This is a genomic window from Streptomyces sp. NPDC057249, from assembly GCF_042669245.1.
Lineage (GTDB): Bacteria > Actinomycetota > Actinomycetes > Streptomycetales > Streptomycetaceae > Streptomyces.
Window position 1 is genome coordinate 1 of sequence record NZ_JBHUXS010000032.1, and the last position, 15,427, is coordinate 15,427.

Annotated in this window: 14 protein-coding genes, 1 tRNA gene and 2 pseudogenes; 8 read left to right on the forward strand and 9 right to left on the reverse strand. The window is 69.4% G+C overall.

Annotation, left to right across the window (positions count from 1 at the left end; genetic code table 11):
* The first annotated feature begins 1,566 nt into the window (after nt 1–1,566).
* From ACFUJY_RS34025 to ACFUJY_RS34045, 5 genes are all read left to right on the forward strand, one after another.
* Nucleotides 1,567–1,974 carry a DUF3732 domain-containing protein gene (locus ACFUJY_RS34025; RefSeq protein ID WP_383306856.1) on the forward strand — a complete coding sequence of 136 codons (408 nt, stop codon included), beginning with the start codon at nt 1,567–1,569 and terminating at the stop codon, nt 1,972–1,974.
* 213 nt (nt 1,975–2,187) lie between these two features.
* On the forward strand, nt 2,188–2,664 hold the full coding sequence (locus ACFUJY_RS34030; RefSeq protein ID WP_383306858.1) for a DUF6924 domain-containing protein: 477 nt from the start codon (nt 2,188–2,190) through the stop codon (nt 2,662–2,664).
* A 166-nt stretch (nt 2,665–2,830) separates the two neighbouring features.
* Nucleotides 2,831–3,817, forward strand: coding sequence for an ISAs1 family transposase (locus tag ACFUJY_RS34035; RefSeq protein ID WP_383306860.1), 987 nt, complete (start codon nt 2,831–2,833; stop codon nt 3,815–3,817).
* Between the two features lie 549 nt (nt 3,818–4,366).
* Nucleotides 4,367–4,912, forward strand: coding sequence for an RNA polymerase sigma factor (locus ACFUJY_RS34040; protein ID WP_383306862.1), 546 nt, complete (start codon nt 4,367–4,369; stop codon nt 4,910–4,912).
* Between the two features lie 842 nt (nt 4,913–5,754).
* The gene (locus ACFUJY_RS34045) at nt 5,755–5,892 is read left to right on the forward strand and encodes a hypothetical protein (RefSeq protein ID WP_383306945.1); all 138 of its coding nucleotides are present in this window, start codon (nt 5,755–5,757) and stop codon (nt 5,890–5,892) included.
* Here the strand turns inward: ACFUJY_RS34045 and ACFUJY_RS34050 are convergent.
* Nucleotides 5,871–6,171: pseudogene (locus tag ACFUJY_RS34050) on the reverse strand (transposase family protein); the annotation flags it as partial. The gene ACFUJY_RS34045 and the pseudogene ACFUJY_RS34050 overlap by 22 nt on opposite strands.
* A 204-nt stretch (nt 6,172–6,375) precedes the next feature.
* Between ACFUJY_RS34050 and ACFUJY_RS34055 the strand changes: the two are divergent.
* Nucleotides 6,376–6,906 (forward strand): hypothetical protein, encoded by a 531-nt coding sequence (locus ACFUJY_RS34055; protein WP_383306864.1) that lies wholly within the window; start codon nt 6,376–6,378, stop codon nt 6,904–6,906.
* Nucleotides 6,907–6,996: 90 nt separating this feature from the next.
* Here ACFUJY_RS34055 and ACFUJY_RS34060 read toward each other — a convergent pair.
* The 5 genes and pseudogenes from ACFUJY_RS34060 to ACFUJY_RS34080 all read right to left on the reverse strand — a co-directional run bounded on the left by ACFUJY_RS34060 (nt 6,997) and on the right by ACFUJY_RS34080 (nt 11,614).
* Nucleotides 6,997–7,081: transfer RNA gene (locus ACFUJY_RS34060), tRNA-OTHER, on the reverse strand.
* Between the two features lie 314 nt (nt 7,082–7,395).
* A complete protein-coding gene (locus tag ACFUJY_RS34065) occupies nt 7,396–7,833 on the reverse strand; it encodes a hypothetical protein (RefSeq protein ID WP_383306866.1) in 438 nt (145 codons plus the stop codon).
* Between the two features lie 118 nt (nt 7,834–7,951).
* A pseudogene (locus ACFUJY_RS34070) lies at nt 7,952–8,053 on the reverse strand (hypothetical protein); the annotation flags it as partial.
* 16 nt (nt 8,054–8,069) lie between these two features.
* Nucleotides 8,070–10,823 carry an FtsX-like permease family protein gene (locus ACFUJY_RS34075; protein WP_383306868.1) on the reverse strand — a complete coding sequence of 918 codons (2,754 nt, stop codon included), beginning with the start codon at nt 10,821–10,823 and terminating at the stop codon, nt 8,070–8,072.
* A complete protein-coding gene (locus ACFUJY_RS34080; protein ID WP_383306870.1) occupies nt 10,820–11,614 on the reverse strand; it encodes an ABC transporter ATP-binding protein in 795 nt (264 codons plus the stop codon). The genes ACFUJY_RS34075 and ACFUJY_RS34080 overlap by 4 nt, the downstream gene beginning before the upstream one ends.
* 171 nt (nt 11,615–11,785) lie before the next feature.
* Here ACFUJY_RS34080 and ACFUJY_RS34085 point away from each other — a divergent pair, with 171 nt between their 5' ends.
* Nucleotides 11,786–12,946, forward strand: coding sequence for a sensor histidine kinase (locus ACFUJY_RS34085; RefSeq protein WP_383306872.1), 1,161 nt, complete (start codon nt 11,786–11,788; stop codon nt 12,944–12,946).
* Nucleotides 12,934–13,605 carry a response regulator gene (locus tag ACFUJY_RS34090; RefSeq protein WP_383306874.1) on the forward strand — a complete coding sequence of 224 codons (672 nt, stop codon included), beginning with the start codon at nt 12,934–12,936 and terminating at the stop codon, nt 13,603–13,605. Before ACFUJY_RS34085 ends, ACFUJY_RS34090 begins: the two co-directional genes overlap by 13 nt.
* 123 nt (nt 13,606–13,728) lie before the next feature.
* Here the strand turns inward: ACFUJY_RS34090 and ACFUJY_RS34095 are convergent, their stop codons facing one another.
* The 3 genes from ACFUJY_RS34095 to ACFUJY_RS34105 form a co-directional block, all read right to left on the reverse strand.
* Nucleotides 13,729–14,139 carry a hypothetical protein gene (locus ACFUJY_RS34095; protein ID WP_383306876.1) on the reverse strand — a complete coding sequence of 137 codons (411 nt, stop codon included), beginning with the start codon at nt 14,137–14,139 and terminating at the stop codon, nt 13,729–13,731.
* Nucleotides 14,140–14,183: 44 nt separating this feature from the next.
* Nucleotides 14,184–14,408: a hypothetical protein gene (locus tag ACFUJY_RS34100; RefSeq protein ID WP_383306878.1), complete on the reverse strand. Its 225-nt coding sequence runs from the start codon at nt 14,406–14,408 to the stop codon at nt 14,184–14,186.
* A gap of 156 nt (nt 14,409–14,564) precedes the next feature.
* Nucleotides 14,565–15,185, reverse strand: a complete 621-nt coding sequence (locus ACFUJY_RS34105; protein WP_383306879.1) for a MerR family transcriptional regulator — start codon at nt 15,183–15,185, stop codon at nt 14,565–14,567.
* Between the last annotated feature and the right edge of the window lie 242 nt (nt 15,186–15,427).

Here is a 15,427-nt window from a genome sequence, read left to right on the forward strand (position 1 = left end):
CCTCATCGCTGCGCGATGAGCAAGCGAAGCGCCGCGCTTCGCTTGGCGCGCCCCGTCCGCTTCGCTCCAGGGGCTGTGGGGCCGGCTCGCTTCGCTCCCCGGTCCGCGCAGAGCGCGGGCGTTCCCTCCGCTTCGCTGCGTGAACGCAGTGAACGGGCCTCGCTTCGCGATGCCCTGATGGGCGGCCACTTCGTGGCCGCCCATCAGGGGTTCCGCTTCGCTCCACCCCCGACCCTTCCGGCTTCGCCTCCAGGGCCAGAAAAAGGCCCGCTGCCGCGGGCCTTGCTGGCTATGAGGGTGAGTGTGGCGGCTCCCTGGGTATGTGACGGGTCGTGATCACACCCGTCCGTGTATCCCCGGGGCGGGTCTTCCCCTTCCCTGCACCATCTTTCTCTAGCCGATGCCTTCGGCGTTCACAACAGTTGTCAGGTACCGCATCGAATCCGGTGAGCACCCGACCAGCACCACGGCATCACCATCGCGACACTCGGCCACCTGCCAGCCGTACTGCACCAACCTCGAATCCGTACGATTCTTCGACCGGACTCGAACCAGCTCCCACTGCTCTACGGGAAGCGGACTGCGATGAAGATCCCTGAACTCCGTCGGAGTGACATGAAGCGTGGAACCCTCAGCCCAGAGGTGAACCAACGCCTCATCCCGGCAGTACGAACGGTCACCCAGCACACAGGCCACGAAACCCACCTCCGCCCCCTCCGCGAAGCCCCGAGCCTTCTTCCTGGCCTTACGCCTCCCATCACCCCAGCCCAGCGCACCACCGACAACAAGATCTAGCAAGAAACCGAACACACGCCACCCCCGACAACCCAACCTTCCCACCGCAATCCAAACAGGAGCAGGCAAAGAGCACACCCCTTCCGAGGGACGGCTCATAGCCCGGTCCGGCTCTCAACGCGAAGGATGGCTCCGGTCGCGTGCGGATTGCCGATGCCCCGCGGATCGATTGGCTACCAGGAGGCACACCCATACAAGGACATGCGTGCCAGCCACCACGACCTGACCGGTTCCGGCGCCGTAACCCACCCTCCATGCAAGTAACCCCACGCTGATGCCCAGCATCGGCCAGTAGACCCATCGAGCCCACCGCCGGCCTGGCCTGGACCACTCAAGTGGGTTACGAAAATCAGAGCTCTGTCTCATAGTCACCTCCCTCATCAAGGCACGTTCCCCCTGCCGCCCCGAGCACCCCCCTCCTCCTCCCGACCGCTCATCCGCAGCCACCATGCGAGTTGGCTTAGCGGGAGGACCGAGGCCGCGTATGCGAGTGCCGACTGACTTCAGAGCGGCTTCGTGTGCTTCATTCATGAGACGAGATTAGCTATGGACTCACAGCACCCCAGCGCTCATCGCTCCGGAAGTGGGGTTGTCGCGGATCAGTGAAACTGCGCAGTACTCAAACCAGTCTGCGTAGCGCACCCCTGCTCCCGGTCTTTGTAGACGGCGAGGTGGGCGAGCTTGTCGTCGATGGCTTCGCTGTCGAGCTGTTCTTCGAGCCCTTGGACCCACGGTGCGCAGGACGAGGGCCCGCTACCGCGGGGAGGAAGTATGGGGGTCGAACTGCTCCGCATCGGCAGCGGCAAGAATCATGTCGGCTACCACCTGGCCGCCCACCTCGCCCTCCACCAGTACTTCACCGCGAACAGCCGGCCCGTACCCCGCTTCCTCATGCTCGACCAGCCGACCCAGCCCTACTACCCCTCCGACATGGCCAAAGCCCGAGGACGGCTCGAAGACCTCGCCCTGGACGAAGACCGCGAGACGGTCACCCGCCTCTTCCAGCTCATGCGCCAGGTCGTCGCCGAACTCGCCCCCGACTTCCAGATCATCGTCAGCGACCACGCCGACCTGCCCCACACCTGGTACCAGGCATCCGTCCGCTACAACTGGCGCAACGGCGAAAAACTCATCCCCACCACCCAGGGCGGCGTCGTTCAGTGCGTCTGTCCGGTTTGATCACATCATGCTGAGATTGGGCAGGGCTGGTTGGCCTCGCGAGCGTGGTGGCGGAGGCTGGCGGTACTGCTGATGTGTTGGTTCAGGTCGGGGCTCCTTCAGCCAGGATGCGCAGTCAATGCCCAGGCGGAACGCCGGTCCCGCGGGGTGTGACAGACGGACTATGAGACAGTCGCGGCACGGCTCACCGATCGTCACCGAGAAGAGGGACTCATGGGAACGTTGCCCGTTGTCACTGACCACGATGAGTCTGATGCCTTGGTTGTCAGGACCGACTACCGCGACGACCAAGCGTGGCAGGACGTGGTGGCGGCACTGATGGAGCCTTGGGGAGACAGGCAGTACGAGGCTCAGGTCCACTTCATCAACGATCCGGCCTGGGGGGAGGCGACCATCGACGAGGTGCTGACTGCGGTCAGCAGTGACGAGAAACTGTCCGTTGTCTTCATTGCCGACCGGGTATGCATGCAGGCCGAACTCCACCCGCTGCTGGCGGTCACCACGCTGACGCGGGAGGACTGCGTCGACGATGAGGACTATGACCGACTGACCGAGTACGGACGTGAGTTCCGCGCCGCCCCCGCAGGGGTCCACCAGGTCTACGCGAACCTGAGTATCGCCAACCTGGGCTTCGAGGAGTTCGCGGCATGGGCCCAGGATGATCCCGAAGGGGTCTTCCGGCCCTTCTGAACGGAGCGAAACTCACGACTACGTCGCTCAGACAAGTGAATCTGGGCTGATGGGGCTTCAGCAGCCTGGGCAGGGCCATGAGGTTCTCGCCAGGGCTGAGGCGGAGACAGGCACGCCTTCTGGTGATCATGAGGTGTCGAGTCCCTGATCACCACAGCGGAAGACCGTGTCTGCCCGCTCATCTTCGCTCATCCCGAGCCCTCTGGGGCAACTCACCGACGCCGCGCCGACCGCCCCCGATGATCTCCCCAGTCTGTTGACGTGCCTGGCTCAGGTGCCCGACCCTCGCCGGGACGAGGGCCGGCGCCACCCACTCGCCTTCGTCCTGTCCCTGGCCGCGTGTGCGGTCCTGGCAGGAGCGAAGTCCCTGACCGCGATCGCGGAGTGGGCAGCCGACGCCCCGCCACACGTCCTGGCCCGGCTCGGCGGTCCGTGCCGGGAGCCGGACCGAGGCCCCGTCGCCCCGGCCGAGGCTACAGTGCGCCGTGTTCTCCAGCGCATCGACGGAGACGCGCTGGATACGGCCGTCGGAAGTTGGCTCGCCGGGCGCGAACGCACAGCCGGACAGGAGAACGAGGACAGCGACCAGCCCTTGCCCTCCCTCGCGGTGGACGGCAAGACCGTGCGTGGTGCCCGCCGCACCGACCGCACCCAGGTCCACTTGCTCGCCGCGATGACGCAGACCGGCCTGGTCACTGCCCAGCGCGAGGTGGACGGCAAGACCAACGAGATCACCGTCTTCCAGCCCCTGCTAGCCCCGCTCGACCTGCACGGCACGGTCGTCACCTTCGACGCCCTTCACTCCCAGACCGCCCACGCACGCTTCCTCGTCGAGGACAAGCACGCCCACTACATCGCACTGATCAAGGGCAACCACCCCACCCTGCACCGGTGGCTGAAGGTCCTGCCATGGCGGGAAGTACCACTACAGGACAAGGCCCGGGCCACCGCACACGGCCGCGACGAGATCCGCCGGACCAAGGCCGCCACCGTGACGGGGATCCCGTTAAAGCAGGTTGAGCGCTTGCTCAATTACGAGAGAAAGAGTGATAACAGCCACGAAAGATCCCCCTGCCCAACTGGCTGCCACAATACGACTTGCGGCCAGATTCAACGCGATTCGGTGTGCCGCTTGGGCTACAGAGACTCCTAGAAGAAGAGAAATTACAACGCTCATTACCGGAACGGCCACAACTGCTACAGCGGCATCCACGATCTCAGTCCCCTTGCTGTGATGTATGGACGCTTCTATGCGCCCTACACGTTAGACGGCCGACGGAGAAATATATTTCCACCCCTCATGGAGCTATAGATCTCCGCGCACTCAGATGCGGCGACCTGGTGGAATTTTCGATGTGGTGCAGCGCCCGGTGGTCAGGAGAAGGAGGGAAATAAATCTTGGAGCTGTGCGTCAGAGAGTTGGGGGCCAGAGCCGGCCGATGGTGCTTGATCTTCGAACGAGGCTGCATCGGTAAGCCGTCCACACCTGGATCGAGGTTGAAGCCGTGGCGCTTCGGTCCCTGTGTAGCTTGATGCACCACCAGCTCGACCAGCCGACAGTCCATGGCGCTGCCCCCGGTGCCCTGGGGGAGAAAGAAGTGAGGGCGTAGCGCGTCCTACTACATGAGGACATCGCAACACCTCGCCCGCGGCTACGAAAGGATCTAGGAAGGCAATGGAACGAAGTCCCACGAACCCAGGTGTGGGCAGCAAGGCGGCCTCTACCACGAGCCGTCTGAGTCCTGTGCTTGAGGCGGAGCTGGAGAGGCTGCTCAGAGAGATCAGGCCTAGCCTGGTCCGCACGGTTTTCCGGATTAGTCATGATCACTGCCTGGCCGAAGATATGGCTCAGGAAGGATGTATCGCGGTAATCCAGGCTTTCCGTTCAGGCGAGAACCTCCGTAGTCCGATAGCCTATGCGACTACAGCAACCAGAAATGCGTTAAATTCGTATTTCCGATTGCTTCGCACCAAGATGGAAAAGCCTGCCGAGGAGTTTCCCGAGTTCGTGTCACCGTGGCCTCACAGTCGGGATGAGTACAATCCTGCAGCTTCATTGGAGTATCTCGAAATGCTCGCCGCAGTTGAAAAGGCAATCGGTAACGATCGTCAGTTCTTCGTATGGGAGCACACCCATGTGTGGGGATTCACCGGGGTCGAGATTGCCGAGAAGCTGAAGATCTCGACCGCAACGGTCAGCAAGGATCTTACGAAAGCAACCAAGAAGGCTTCCAAGATCCCGAAGTAGTAAGTGGGTTGCTATCCACGTCTCGGGATCACGGTCTCTGCTGGACCAGCTGTGCCCGTGATCCTCGGGTCGGGACACGCAGTCCCGGGCCCTGCGCGTCTAGCGGGGTCAGGAAGGAGCACCACATGAAACCGTGCCGAAGACTCTATTAGCGCGGCTCAGGTGCCGGGGCAAGAAGCTGAAACTTCGCCCCGGCATCTGGACCGATTACATCCGTTCGAAGGAAGAAAGGACATGACTGTGTACGAAAGTACTCCTGCGGCGTCACCTCATGGGCGGTTGCTTGCCCACTTGCATGAGGGCGACTCTCTTTTGGCTGACGCCCAGGGTGACAACTCCCCCAGGTGGGAGAACCTGTACCGCAGGGCGGTGACCGCCGCGGATACCAGAGATCTCGAAATTCACGAAACGGATGTCGCGGGTCGAATCTCATCTCACGCCGCTCTCGGTGCGGCTCTGGGTATTCCTCTCGTTTTCCTGACGCTAGTCCTCAGCTTTTTGCTGGGGCCCTTGGCGGGTGGCATCGTTTGTGCCGTTGTGGCTGCGGGGGTAGCTGCAACGGCAATGGCCTGGTTGCGGTCAGGGGGGAACAAGGCCACTACGGGGGATAGGCGCTTGCCGATCGGTCCCAGGCGTACGGCAGAGGCCAGACACTGATGTACGGGTAGTTGTGGTCCCGCCGTTCGGGGGTTTCGGCGGGACCACAAGCTCGTCATCGGGTGCCAGAAGGGCGGGTGTCAGAGGCGCTGGGGCGGTGGTTCGTCCGACCGGCGTCGCTCCTACCCCGAGGACGCTGGCCACGCCCCAGCACCGCGAGCACCCGCGGGTACGGAGGCTGGGCCATGCACGGCGACCTGGTCGCATTCCACGTCCGTGAGGCCCAGCGGGCTGTCGAGACGTGGCTCGCCTGCCGCCGCGAAGGAGGGCTCGACGAACTCGTCGAACCGGAAGTCACCGCCAGGGCGTCGACGATGCCGTGAGTGCGGGCGGCGCGGATGTCGTGGACAGCGCCCGGCAGGGCAGCCGAGGCCCGCAGCAGCCGCCCGAACGGGTCGGCGATGACCTGTACGTTCATCCCGTGCCTCTTGTGTTTCCCGGAGTAGTACGGGCGGTCGGCGGCGACGCGGTCGATCGGCAGCAGCGTCCCGTCAAGGCCGGCGCCACCGCGTACCGAGTTGCTGGGGCCGGGCCGTCAGCAGACGGCCCAGGAACCGAAGGGTCGAGCTGGACAGCTCCAGCCCCGATGGGTAGACAAGCACAAGCAGCTCCAGGCGGACAGGTTGCTCTTGGTCGACAACCCGTCTAGCAGGGGCTTCATCTCTCTGTCAGCCCAACTGGCCACACGTGTCGGAAAGTTAGAGATTGCTCCGTGTTCGATGCCTATAGGAATTAGGAATGAGGAAAGCATGCGCGACGGAGGGCCCGTTCCGAACAGCATGCTTGTATCCGGAATTACAGTATTCGTGCTCAACTTGCTGGTTTTGGATGGAATAGGCTCTCTTCTCGTGTTCGGGTGGGAGTTCGCAGGAGCGGCGACGAATTGCGGTCCGCGTATCGGTGTGCCGTGTCCAGCCGGCACCGGCTACGCTCTGGCGGCGCCGTGGGTGGCGCTGTTCGGGGGTCTGGCACTGCTCAGCCACGCGTGGCGGGAGGGCGTTCGCGGGCCACTGCCAGCTGCTGTGGCACCTGTTGTTCTGGGCGCCGTCCTAGGAACCCGCTTTCTTTGGTCCGCGGTGTTCGTTGCCGACACGATCCAGAGCCGGGTGGTCATGGCCGTCATAGGCCTGTTGAGCGCCTTGCTGCTTGGCGTGCTGTACGGGCGTTGGCTGTTCCGCGCTTGGGGTACGGACTTGTTGCTGTGGTGCGTACGGCTCGACCGGGACGGCACGGTGGCGGCATCGGGGCCCGATCAGGTGCGCGCACGTAACGTTCTTCTCGCCCTGAGTCTGACGGGCGCGGCACTCGGCTGCTGCGCCGGGGCGGCATTGGTCTGACACGCGAGTCCGGTCCCTGTATCCCACCAGCAGGTTGGAAAGAGCCCAGTAGCTCGCGGTCCGGCCCTCGAGAGCTCGAATGCAAATGGGTGGCCAGCACCCGGATTCGAACCGGGGTTTCCGCATCGGGGCGAACCCGAGTGCGGTGTCCTTGGCCGCTGGACGATGCGTAGCCAAAGGCAGCGTACGTGCCCTCAGGCCGGAGAACACACTCGTTTTCGCAGACCGTGCCACGCTCCCACCCGCCACACGGCGGAGCAGCGAGCGAGCCTCGCCGAGGTCGTCCGGCCGGCGGGCTCAAGCTCCCTTGCGCTCTGCTGCTGCGGGCCGGCCGACGGCACCGGGCCCCCTGTCGCGGATCGCGGCACGGGACCCGGTGGCCCGGTGGGCGCGCCGTACTCACGGGTCGAAGCCTTGCTCGCGGTCAGCTCCGGACGCAGGAGTGGAGGCAGCCGTCCGGGCCGTCGGCCCGGCCGTGGTGCAGGTCGGTCAGGCCCTTGCGCAGCGCCATGGTGACGTGGCCGGGCGTGCCTCGCCGATCGTCCAGTCGCCGTCCCGGTCGCGTACCCGGCCAGCCGGCGTGATCACGGCGGCGGTGCCACAGGCGAACACCTCGGTGATGGTGCCCGAGGCGCACTCCGCACGCCACTGCTCCAGCGAGATCCGCTCCTCGTCTGCCCGGTACCCGAGCCGGCGGGCCAGGGTGGTGCGCCGGTACGCGAGTTGCTGGGCGAGCGGGCTCTGCGGGTCGTCGGCGTCGCCCGGCAGTTCGTGCTGCCAGAGGGTGTGGTCGGTGTACTGGACCGGCAGCGGTTCCCCGTCCGGTGCTGCTCCGGCGCCGGTGCGGGCGGTGTAGGCGGTGTAGGCGGTGGCCAGGTCGCGGACCAGCGGGCCCAGGGACCAGCCGTCGGTGGCGATGTGGTGCATGACCAGCAGCACCTGGTCCTGCGGGCCGACCTGGTACAGGTGGGGTGAGGTTGCAGGCGTCGGCGAGCGCGTGTCGCAGGGCTGCGGCGTCGGGATCGCCGTGCAGTCGCAGCGCGTAGGACAGGTTGTAGGCCGAGCTCCGTCCCTCGATCTGCTCGTGGAACCACAGACGGGCCTGGGCGTAGGACAGGGGGATCACGGGCTCTTCTCCTCGGCACACGGAACCTGACGTCGCGTCATGTGCGTTGCAGGGCCGCCGGGCGGCGGCGGCGTAGCGCCGGGCGGGCCGGCAGGAGGATGCCTGCGGCCACGGTCGCGACGACGATCAGGATGATGGCCCCGGCCTGGACCAGCGGCAGGTAGGGCAGCGATCCGGTGACGGACAGGCTGAACGCGGTGAGGGGGATCAGGGCGGCGAGCGCGCCGACCACCAGGCCGGTGACGATCACGATCGCCGCCTCGGCCCGCAGCATGCGCCGGACCTGGCCGCGTCCCGCGCCCACCAGCCGGAGCAGGACCAGTTCCTGGCGGCGTCCGATGACGATCAGCACCAGGGTGCTGAGGACGGCGATGACGGTGAACCCGCCGACGACGGCGACGGCCACGGTGCTGAGTACCTGGTTCACGCCCCGGTCCTCGGACTGGAGGTGCTCCGGGCTCGGGTGCGCGGTCACCCGTACGCCGAGCACGGCACCGGAGAGCGCCTTGTCCACCGCCTCGCGCACGGCCTTCCGGTCGGCGTCCGGGGCGACCCGGGCGAGGATGCGGGTGTCCAGCGGCGTGGTCACGTGGTGGGCCAGTGCCTCGCGGGCGAACAGGAAGTCGCCGAGGGCGAGGGACCGTTCGTAGACGGCCACCACCCGCAGGGAGGTGGTGACGCCGTCCCCGTAGCGGAGCCGGACCTTGGAGCCGACCCCGGCGTCCAGCGAATCGGCCCGGGCCGCGCCGATCGCGACGGTGCCCTCGCGCAGGTCCCGCAGGGAGCCGGAGGTGACGTCGGGGTCGAGCGTGGCGGGCAGGGCGCCGGGCGTGACGCCCACCACCGGGAGGCGTTCCAGGACGGGGTCGCCGGCTTCCTTGCCGGCGAGGACGACCGTGCTGTGGAGCGCGCCGGTGGCGGCCTCGACGCCCGGCACGGCGGCCACCCGGCGGGCGGCCCCGGCGGGCAGTCCGGCGGCCTCGGTGGTCACGACGAGGTTCGCGCGCATCGCTTGCCGCGCCTGGGCGCTGCCCTCGTGGTCCATGGTGGCGCCCGCCGCGAGCTGGACGCCCACGAAGGCGACGACCAGGACGACCGGGGTGATGGCCGCCCCCAGCCGGCGTGAGTTCGCGGTGGTGGAGGCGGCGGCGAGGTAGCCCCCGGCGCCGCAGAGCCGCCGGGCGGCCGGTGCGAGCAGGCGCATGGCGCCCCGGGCGATCCAGGGGCCGAGGAGCGCGCAGGCGATCACCAGGGCGAGGGCCGCGCTGCTCGCCGCCATGGCCGCGAGCTCGCCCGACTGCAAGGCCGCGGTGCCCGCGGAGCTGAGGCCGGCGAAGAGCACGACGAGGCCGGTCACGGTGCGGCCCCGGCCGGGCTGCCCCGGTTCGCCCTGGGCCTCGCCGAGCGCCTGGGCGGGTCGGATCTTGGCGATGCGCCCGCAGGCCAGGGCGGCCGCGACCCGGGCCACGACCAGGGTCAGCACGGCCGTCAGGGCCGGGGTCGCGAACATCCAGGGCAGGACGGGGAGGTCGAGTCCGACGGGGACGGCGCCGCGGTCGCGCAGCATCCACAGCAGCATCAGGAAGACCGGGGCCGCGCCCACGGCGCCGACCACGGCCGCCGTGGTGGCGATGCCGGTCACCTCCCGTCCGACCGTCGCCCGCAGCTGCCGGGGGGTCGCCCCGACCGCGCGCAGCAGTGCCAGCTCGGGGGCCCGTTGGTGGACGGCCTGGGTGACCGTGCCGGCCACCACGAGCACGGCGATCATGAGGACGGTCGCGCACAGCATGGCCAGCAGGTTGAGCAGGCCGGCCCGGCTCGGTGCCGCGTCCAGGAACTCCGCCCGGCCGCGCCCGTCGCCGGTCAGGACCCGTAGCAGGGAGCTGTCCTGCGGGTCCCGGCTGCCGGCGACGGCGTCCCGCGCCGGATGTGCGCCGGCCAGGGCCTCGCGCAGGGCGGGGTGGAGCTCGTGCACGCTCACGCCGTCGTCGGCGACCACGCCGATCGCGTCGACGGTGCCGGGGTGGCCGGACAGCCGGACGGCTTCGTCCTCGGTGAAGAAGACCGTGCCCTGGTGGGCGAGCCCCGTGCCGTCGGCCTCGCCCTTCGGGGCGACGATGCCGGAGACGACGTACTCGGCGGGTGCGCCGAGCGTCTGGAGCCGGAGCCGGTCGCCGGGGCGTACGTCCGCGCGTGCGGCCAGATCGCCGTCGACCGCCACCTGGCGGGCCCCTGCGGGCGTCTTGCCGGCGCGCAGGGTGAACGGGGCGAGTGCCGCCGCCGGCCAGCCGTGGCCGTATACGGGCGCGGTCCCGGAGTCGCTGTCCGGTCCGGGCACGCGCCGGCCGTCGGGGCGGGCGAGCGTGACCGGGAAGCTGCGGTCCGGGACGGCGGCGCGCACGCCGGGCACGTCGGCGAGCCGGTCCACGACGTCGGCCGGGACGCGGACGCGTTCGGTGAGCGACTGGGTGACGGTGGTCATCGGGTCGCCCCAGGGTTTGGCCCGGTAGCGGGTGGTCTGGTCGGCGGCGACGACGGCGGTGGTCGCGGCGTACCGCTCGACGTGGGCGTGGCCCACGAACGCCGACAGGGTGGCCAGGGCGAAGCTGCCGAGGAGGAGCGCGGTGAGCACCAGGGCGGCGAAGACGGCGGCCCACGCCTTGCGGTGCAGCCGGATGGAACGGCGGGCGAGGAAGCGGGCGGTGCGCCGGTCGCGCCCGCCCGGCTCGCCGTGCCGCTTCCGGGGCGTGGTGCGGCCGGCGGGCGGCCGGGTGTCGAGGGCCACGGTCACCGCTCCCCGAGCGCGGCGAGCTGCCGGGCCACGGTCTCCGGTTCGGGGCGGTCCTCGCGGGCGACGACGCGTCCGGCCTCGATGAAGACCGCCTCGTCGGTCCAGGCGGCGGCCTGCGGGTCGTGGGTCACCATCACCACGGTGTGGCCCGACCCGTCCACGGCCTCGCGCAGCAGCCGCAGCACCTCTCGGGCGGTGACCGGGTCGAGCGCCCCGGTCGGTTCGTCGGCGAAGATGACGGCGGGGTCGGTGACCAGGGCGCGGGCGATGGCCACGCGCTGCTGCTGGCCGCCCGACAGCCGGAGCGGGGAGTCGTCCGCGCGGTCGCCGAGACCGACGGCGGCCAGCACCTTCAGGGCGCGCTCGCGCACGGCGGGGTCCTGGGGGTCCATGCCGCGCAGCAGCAGCGGCAGGGCGGTGTTCTCGCCGACGGTGAGCGACGGTACGAGGTTGAGGGACTGGAAGACGAAGCCGATCCGGTCCCTGCGCAGCCGGGTGAGTGATGCCTCGGACAGCCCGGAGAGGTCGGTGCCCCCGACCCGTACCGTGCCGGAGGTGGGCTGGTCGAGCCCGGCGGCGCACTGGAGGAAGGTGGTCTTGCCGGAGCCGGAGCGGCCCATGACGGCCAGGAAGCGGCCCGGTGGCACTTCCATGCTCACGTTGTCCAGCGCGTGGAAGTCCCGCCCGCCGCGCCGGTAGCGCCGGGTGACGGATTCGAGGGTGAGCGCGCCGGTGCCCGCCGCGTCCGCTTGCGCGGGCCCGGGGGTCCGTTTTCTGATGCGCAGTGCCATTGGTTCGCCTTCCGGGTCGTGCTCCTGCCCCGTCTCTGTGGCGACGGTAGGGCCGCGACCAGGGTCGGCACGATGGAGCGTTCACCCGTGTACGGGTTCAGTCAGCACCACCCGGCTTTCGGGTGGTTGAGTCCACTGACCGGGGGCCCTGCCGCCGACTACGGTGCCTTCATGGCGTACCTCTCCTGCCAGTTCCAGCGGTCCTGGCAGGCTTCCTGCCATCTGTTCTTCGGGCTGCCGGTGGCCATGGCCGCGTTTCTGGGCTGCTTCGCGGTTCCCACCGGGGTGTTCTTCACGCTGTTCCTCATCGGGGCGCCGGCGTGGCCGGAGATCGTGCGCATCCTGCGCCGGTTCGCCGGTTACGAACGGGTGCGTGCCGGTGGGTGGCTGGGGAAGCCGATTACGGAGCTGTATCTGCCGCTGGACGGCTCGCCGAGCGACCGGGTGCGCCTGGCGCTCACCGACCCGGGCACCTGGCGTGACGCGCTCTGGCTGCTGTACGCGACCGTCAGCGTCCTCGGCTTCAGCGCGGTCGTGCTGGTGCTGTGGCCGGTGGCGCTGCTCGTCGACGGTACGGCGGCCGTGTTCGGCCGCCGCCCCCGTGTGCTGCCGGTGTTCGAGGACCTGGCGGACGCCCAGGCCCGGTGGACCGCCGCGCTGCTGAAGCCGTCGCCATCGGTGAAACTCGGCCAACGTGTCGCGGAGCTCTCCGAGTCCCGGGCCGGGGCCATGGAGTCGCACAGCGCCGAGCTGCGCCGTATCGAACGCGACCTGCACGACGGGGTGCAGGCCCAGCTCGTGGCACTCTCCATGCGGGTCGGGCTGGCGCGCCAGCAGGTCAGGAGCGACCCGGACGCGGCGACGCGGTGGCTGGCCGAGGCGCAGGAGGAGATCGACGCCACGCTCGCGGCGCTGCGGGGCATCGTGCGTACGGTGCATCCCCCGGTTCTCACCGACCGCGGCCTGGCCGGGGCGGTGCGCGCGCTCGCGGTCTCCGCGGACATCCCGGTGGAGATGAACCTGGCGGCCGTGGAGAACGGCCACCGGCTGCCGGCGGCCGTGGAGGCCGCGGTCTATTTCGTGATCGCGGAGTGTCTGACGAACATCCGCAAGCACAGTGGGGCGTCCCATGCCTCAGTACGCTTCACCAGGGCCGACGGGTCCCTTCAGGTCGTCGTTGCCGACAACGGGCGCGGCGGGGCCGGGGAACGCGGCGGAAGCGGGCTGCTCGGTATACGCCGCCGGGTCGCGGCGCTCGACGGCACGACCGAGATCACCAGCCCTCCCGGGGGGCCGACGAGGATGAGGGTGGAGCTGCCATGCGGATCCTGATCGCGGAGGACAACGCGTTGCTCCGGGAGGGGATGACGCTGTTGCTGACGCACAACGGCCATGAGGTGGTGGCGGCGTGTGTGTCGGGGCCGGAGATCATGCCGATGCTGCGCCGTACCCGGCCGGACGCGGCGGTCCTGGACGTGCGGCTGCCGCCGAGCTTCCGCGACGAGGGTCTGCGCGCGGCGGTCGCGGCCCGGCAGGAGTTCCCGGACCTGCCCGTCCTCGTACTGTCGCAGTACGTCGAACAGGCTTACGCGGCGGAGCTGCTGGCGCTGGGCGCGCGCGGGATCGGTTATCTGCTCAAGGACCGGGTGGGCCGGGTCGAGCAGTTCCTGGAGGCGCTGGAGCGCATCGTCGAGGGGGGCACGGCGCTGGACCCTGAGGTGGTCAACGAGATCATCCAGCAGCGGGCGTCGACGCGGTCGCTGGACGGGCTGACGGCTCGTGAGCAGGAGGTGCTGGAGCTGATGGCCCAGGGGCTGGCCAACGCGGCGATCGCCGAGAAGCTGTTCGTCACGGAGCGGGCCGTCAGCAAACACATCCGGGGGATCTTCGACAAGTTGAACCTGCCGGCGGAGGGCACCAGCGTCCACCGTCGTGTGCTCGCGGTCCTCGCGTACCTGGGCAACGACATCTCCGGTGAGACGTCGCGCTAGGGGTGTCCGCATGTGACAGGGCGTCCGGGACGAGTGTCCCGGCTGCCCTCGGGGGGGTACGGGCTCCGCGGCGTGGGGGGCGGCTCGCGGGGTGCCGGACTTCCCAGCTCTGTGGTGGTGGCGTCAGCCGAAGTCGCCGATGTCGGTGCACGTCGTGCGCAGCGCCTTCAGCCGGCCGTTCTGCGCCGACACGTACTCCGAGACCGACCCGGGCTCGAGGTCCTCGTCGGCGGCGGACCGCAGTTCCTTCGCGGTCTTCTCCGCGGCGTCGCGCAGTTCGTCGTCGGATGCCTTCTCGGCGATCTCGTCGATCCTGTCGGCCCGGTCCCGTACGTCCTTGCGGGCCTCGTCCGCGCTCGACGGGTGCGGGTCGAAGAGCGCGACGTCGAGGATGTCGAGGCACAGGTCGCCCCGGTCCAGCGCGTCCTGCGCGGAATCACAGGCGGTGAGTCCGAGGGCGGCCGGCACGGCGATGATCCCGCCGGCCAGGAGCCCGGTCCACCTCCGGTGCCGTGCCGATGAGCGCGTCCGCATGCCCGGTGACGACTTCGTACGGGTTTCTCTCCCTGAGTGATCTGTCAGCTCGCGGACCGGCGCCGGCGGACGACCGCCCAGATCACCGCGATCGCGTCGAGGGCGAAGCCCGCGCTCATCACGGCGGTGTAGGCCCCGTCGTCCACGGCGTGCGAGACCACGGACGTGAGCATGGCGCCCACGAAGAACACCAGCAGGGGCGGCACGTACCACGCTCCCCTGGCCTTCCGGGAGGAGCGGTCCTGGTCGTAGTCGGTCGAACGTGCCATGAGAGAACTCCTGCTTCGCTCCGTGCTCGTCACGCGGTCCCCCGCGCCGTCCCCTCCATGCTGCCGGGCCGGGGGGTGCGGGTCAGTACACCGTGCACCCGGACCGGGGTGAAGCCTGCACCACCATCCGGGGAGCCGGGGTGGCGTGCGAGGCCGTCATGTCCGCGGAACTTCTTCCGGGCGGCGGGCGGTGCCGGGGTACGCGCGCGCCGAGGCGTCCGCGTGGGCGAGCCGGCGCAGGGCGCTGAACATCGCCTCGCCCATCACCGTGCCCACGACCACGCGCTCCACCAGGTCCTCGCGCGCCGCCGGCCGCCCGAAGTGACCGAAATCGGCGCGGGCGACCTGCTCGGCCGCCGCCGCGTAGTCGTCCAGGAGTACGGCGAAGTCCCCGTGGCCCGCCGCGCGCAGGGCGACGAGCACACCGGCCAGCGCCTCGCCCGCCGGCCCGTCCGCCTCCGCCCGCCAGCCCAGCCGCCACACCAGCCGGGCCACCTCGGCGCGGGCCTCGTCCAGCTCCGGTCCGGCTCCGGCCGGACGGGGCGGGGCGAGGCGGTCCCGGGCGGTGCGGAGCACGTCGTCGAGCGGCCGGTCCGGGTCGTCCACCGCCCGCAGCACGTCCCCGATGGCCGCCAGGGACAGCTTGCCGATGTCGAGGAGGGCCCGGACCAGGCGGAGCCGGTGTTCGTGGGAGGTGTCGTAGCTGGCCCGTGTGGGGCTGGTGAGCCGGCCCGCGGGCAGCAGGCCCAGCCGGATGTAGAACTTGACCGTCGCCACGGGTACTCCGGACCTGCGGCACAGCTCGCCTAGGCGCACCGGGGTCGTCCTTCCTGGGCGGAGTGACGTTCCGCCGCGTGGGGCGGGCCGGACACGGCCGGCTCCCCGCGCCGGATTCCCGACGGCTCTCGCCGGTGCGCAGACGCTAACGAGCGGGCACGCGGCCCACCACTCCCACATTGCCCGGTCGCGCGGCGGCGGACGATCAGCTCGCCGGGGGGCGGGTGCCGGGGGGCGAGGAA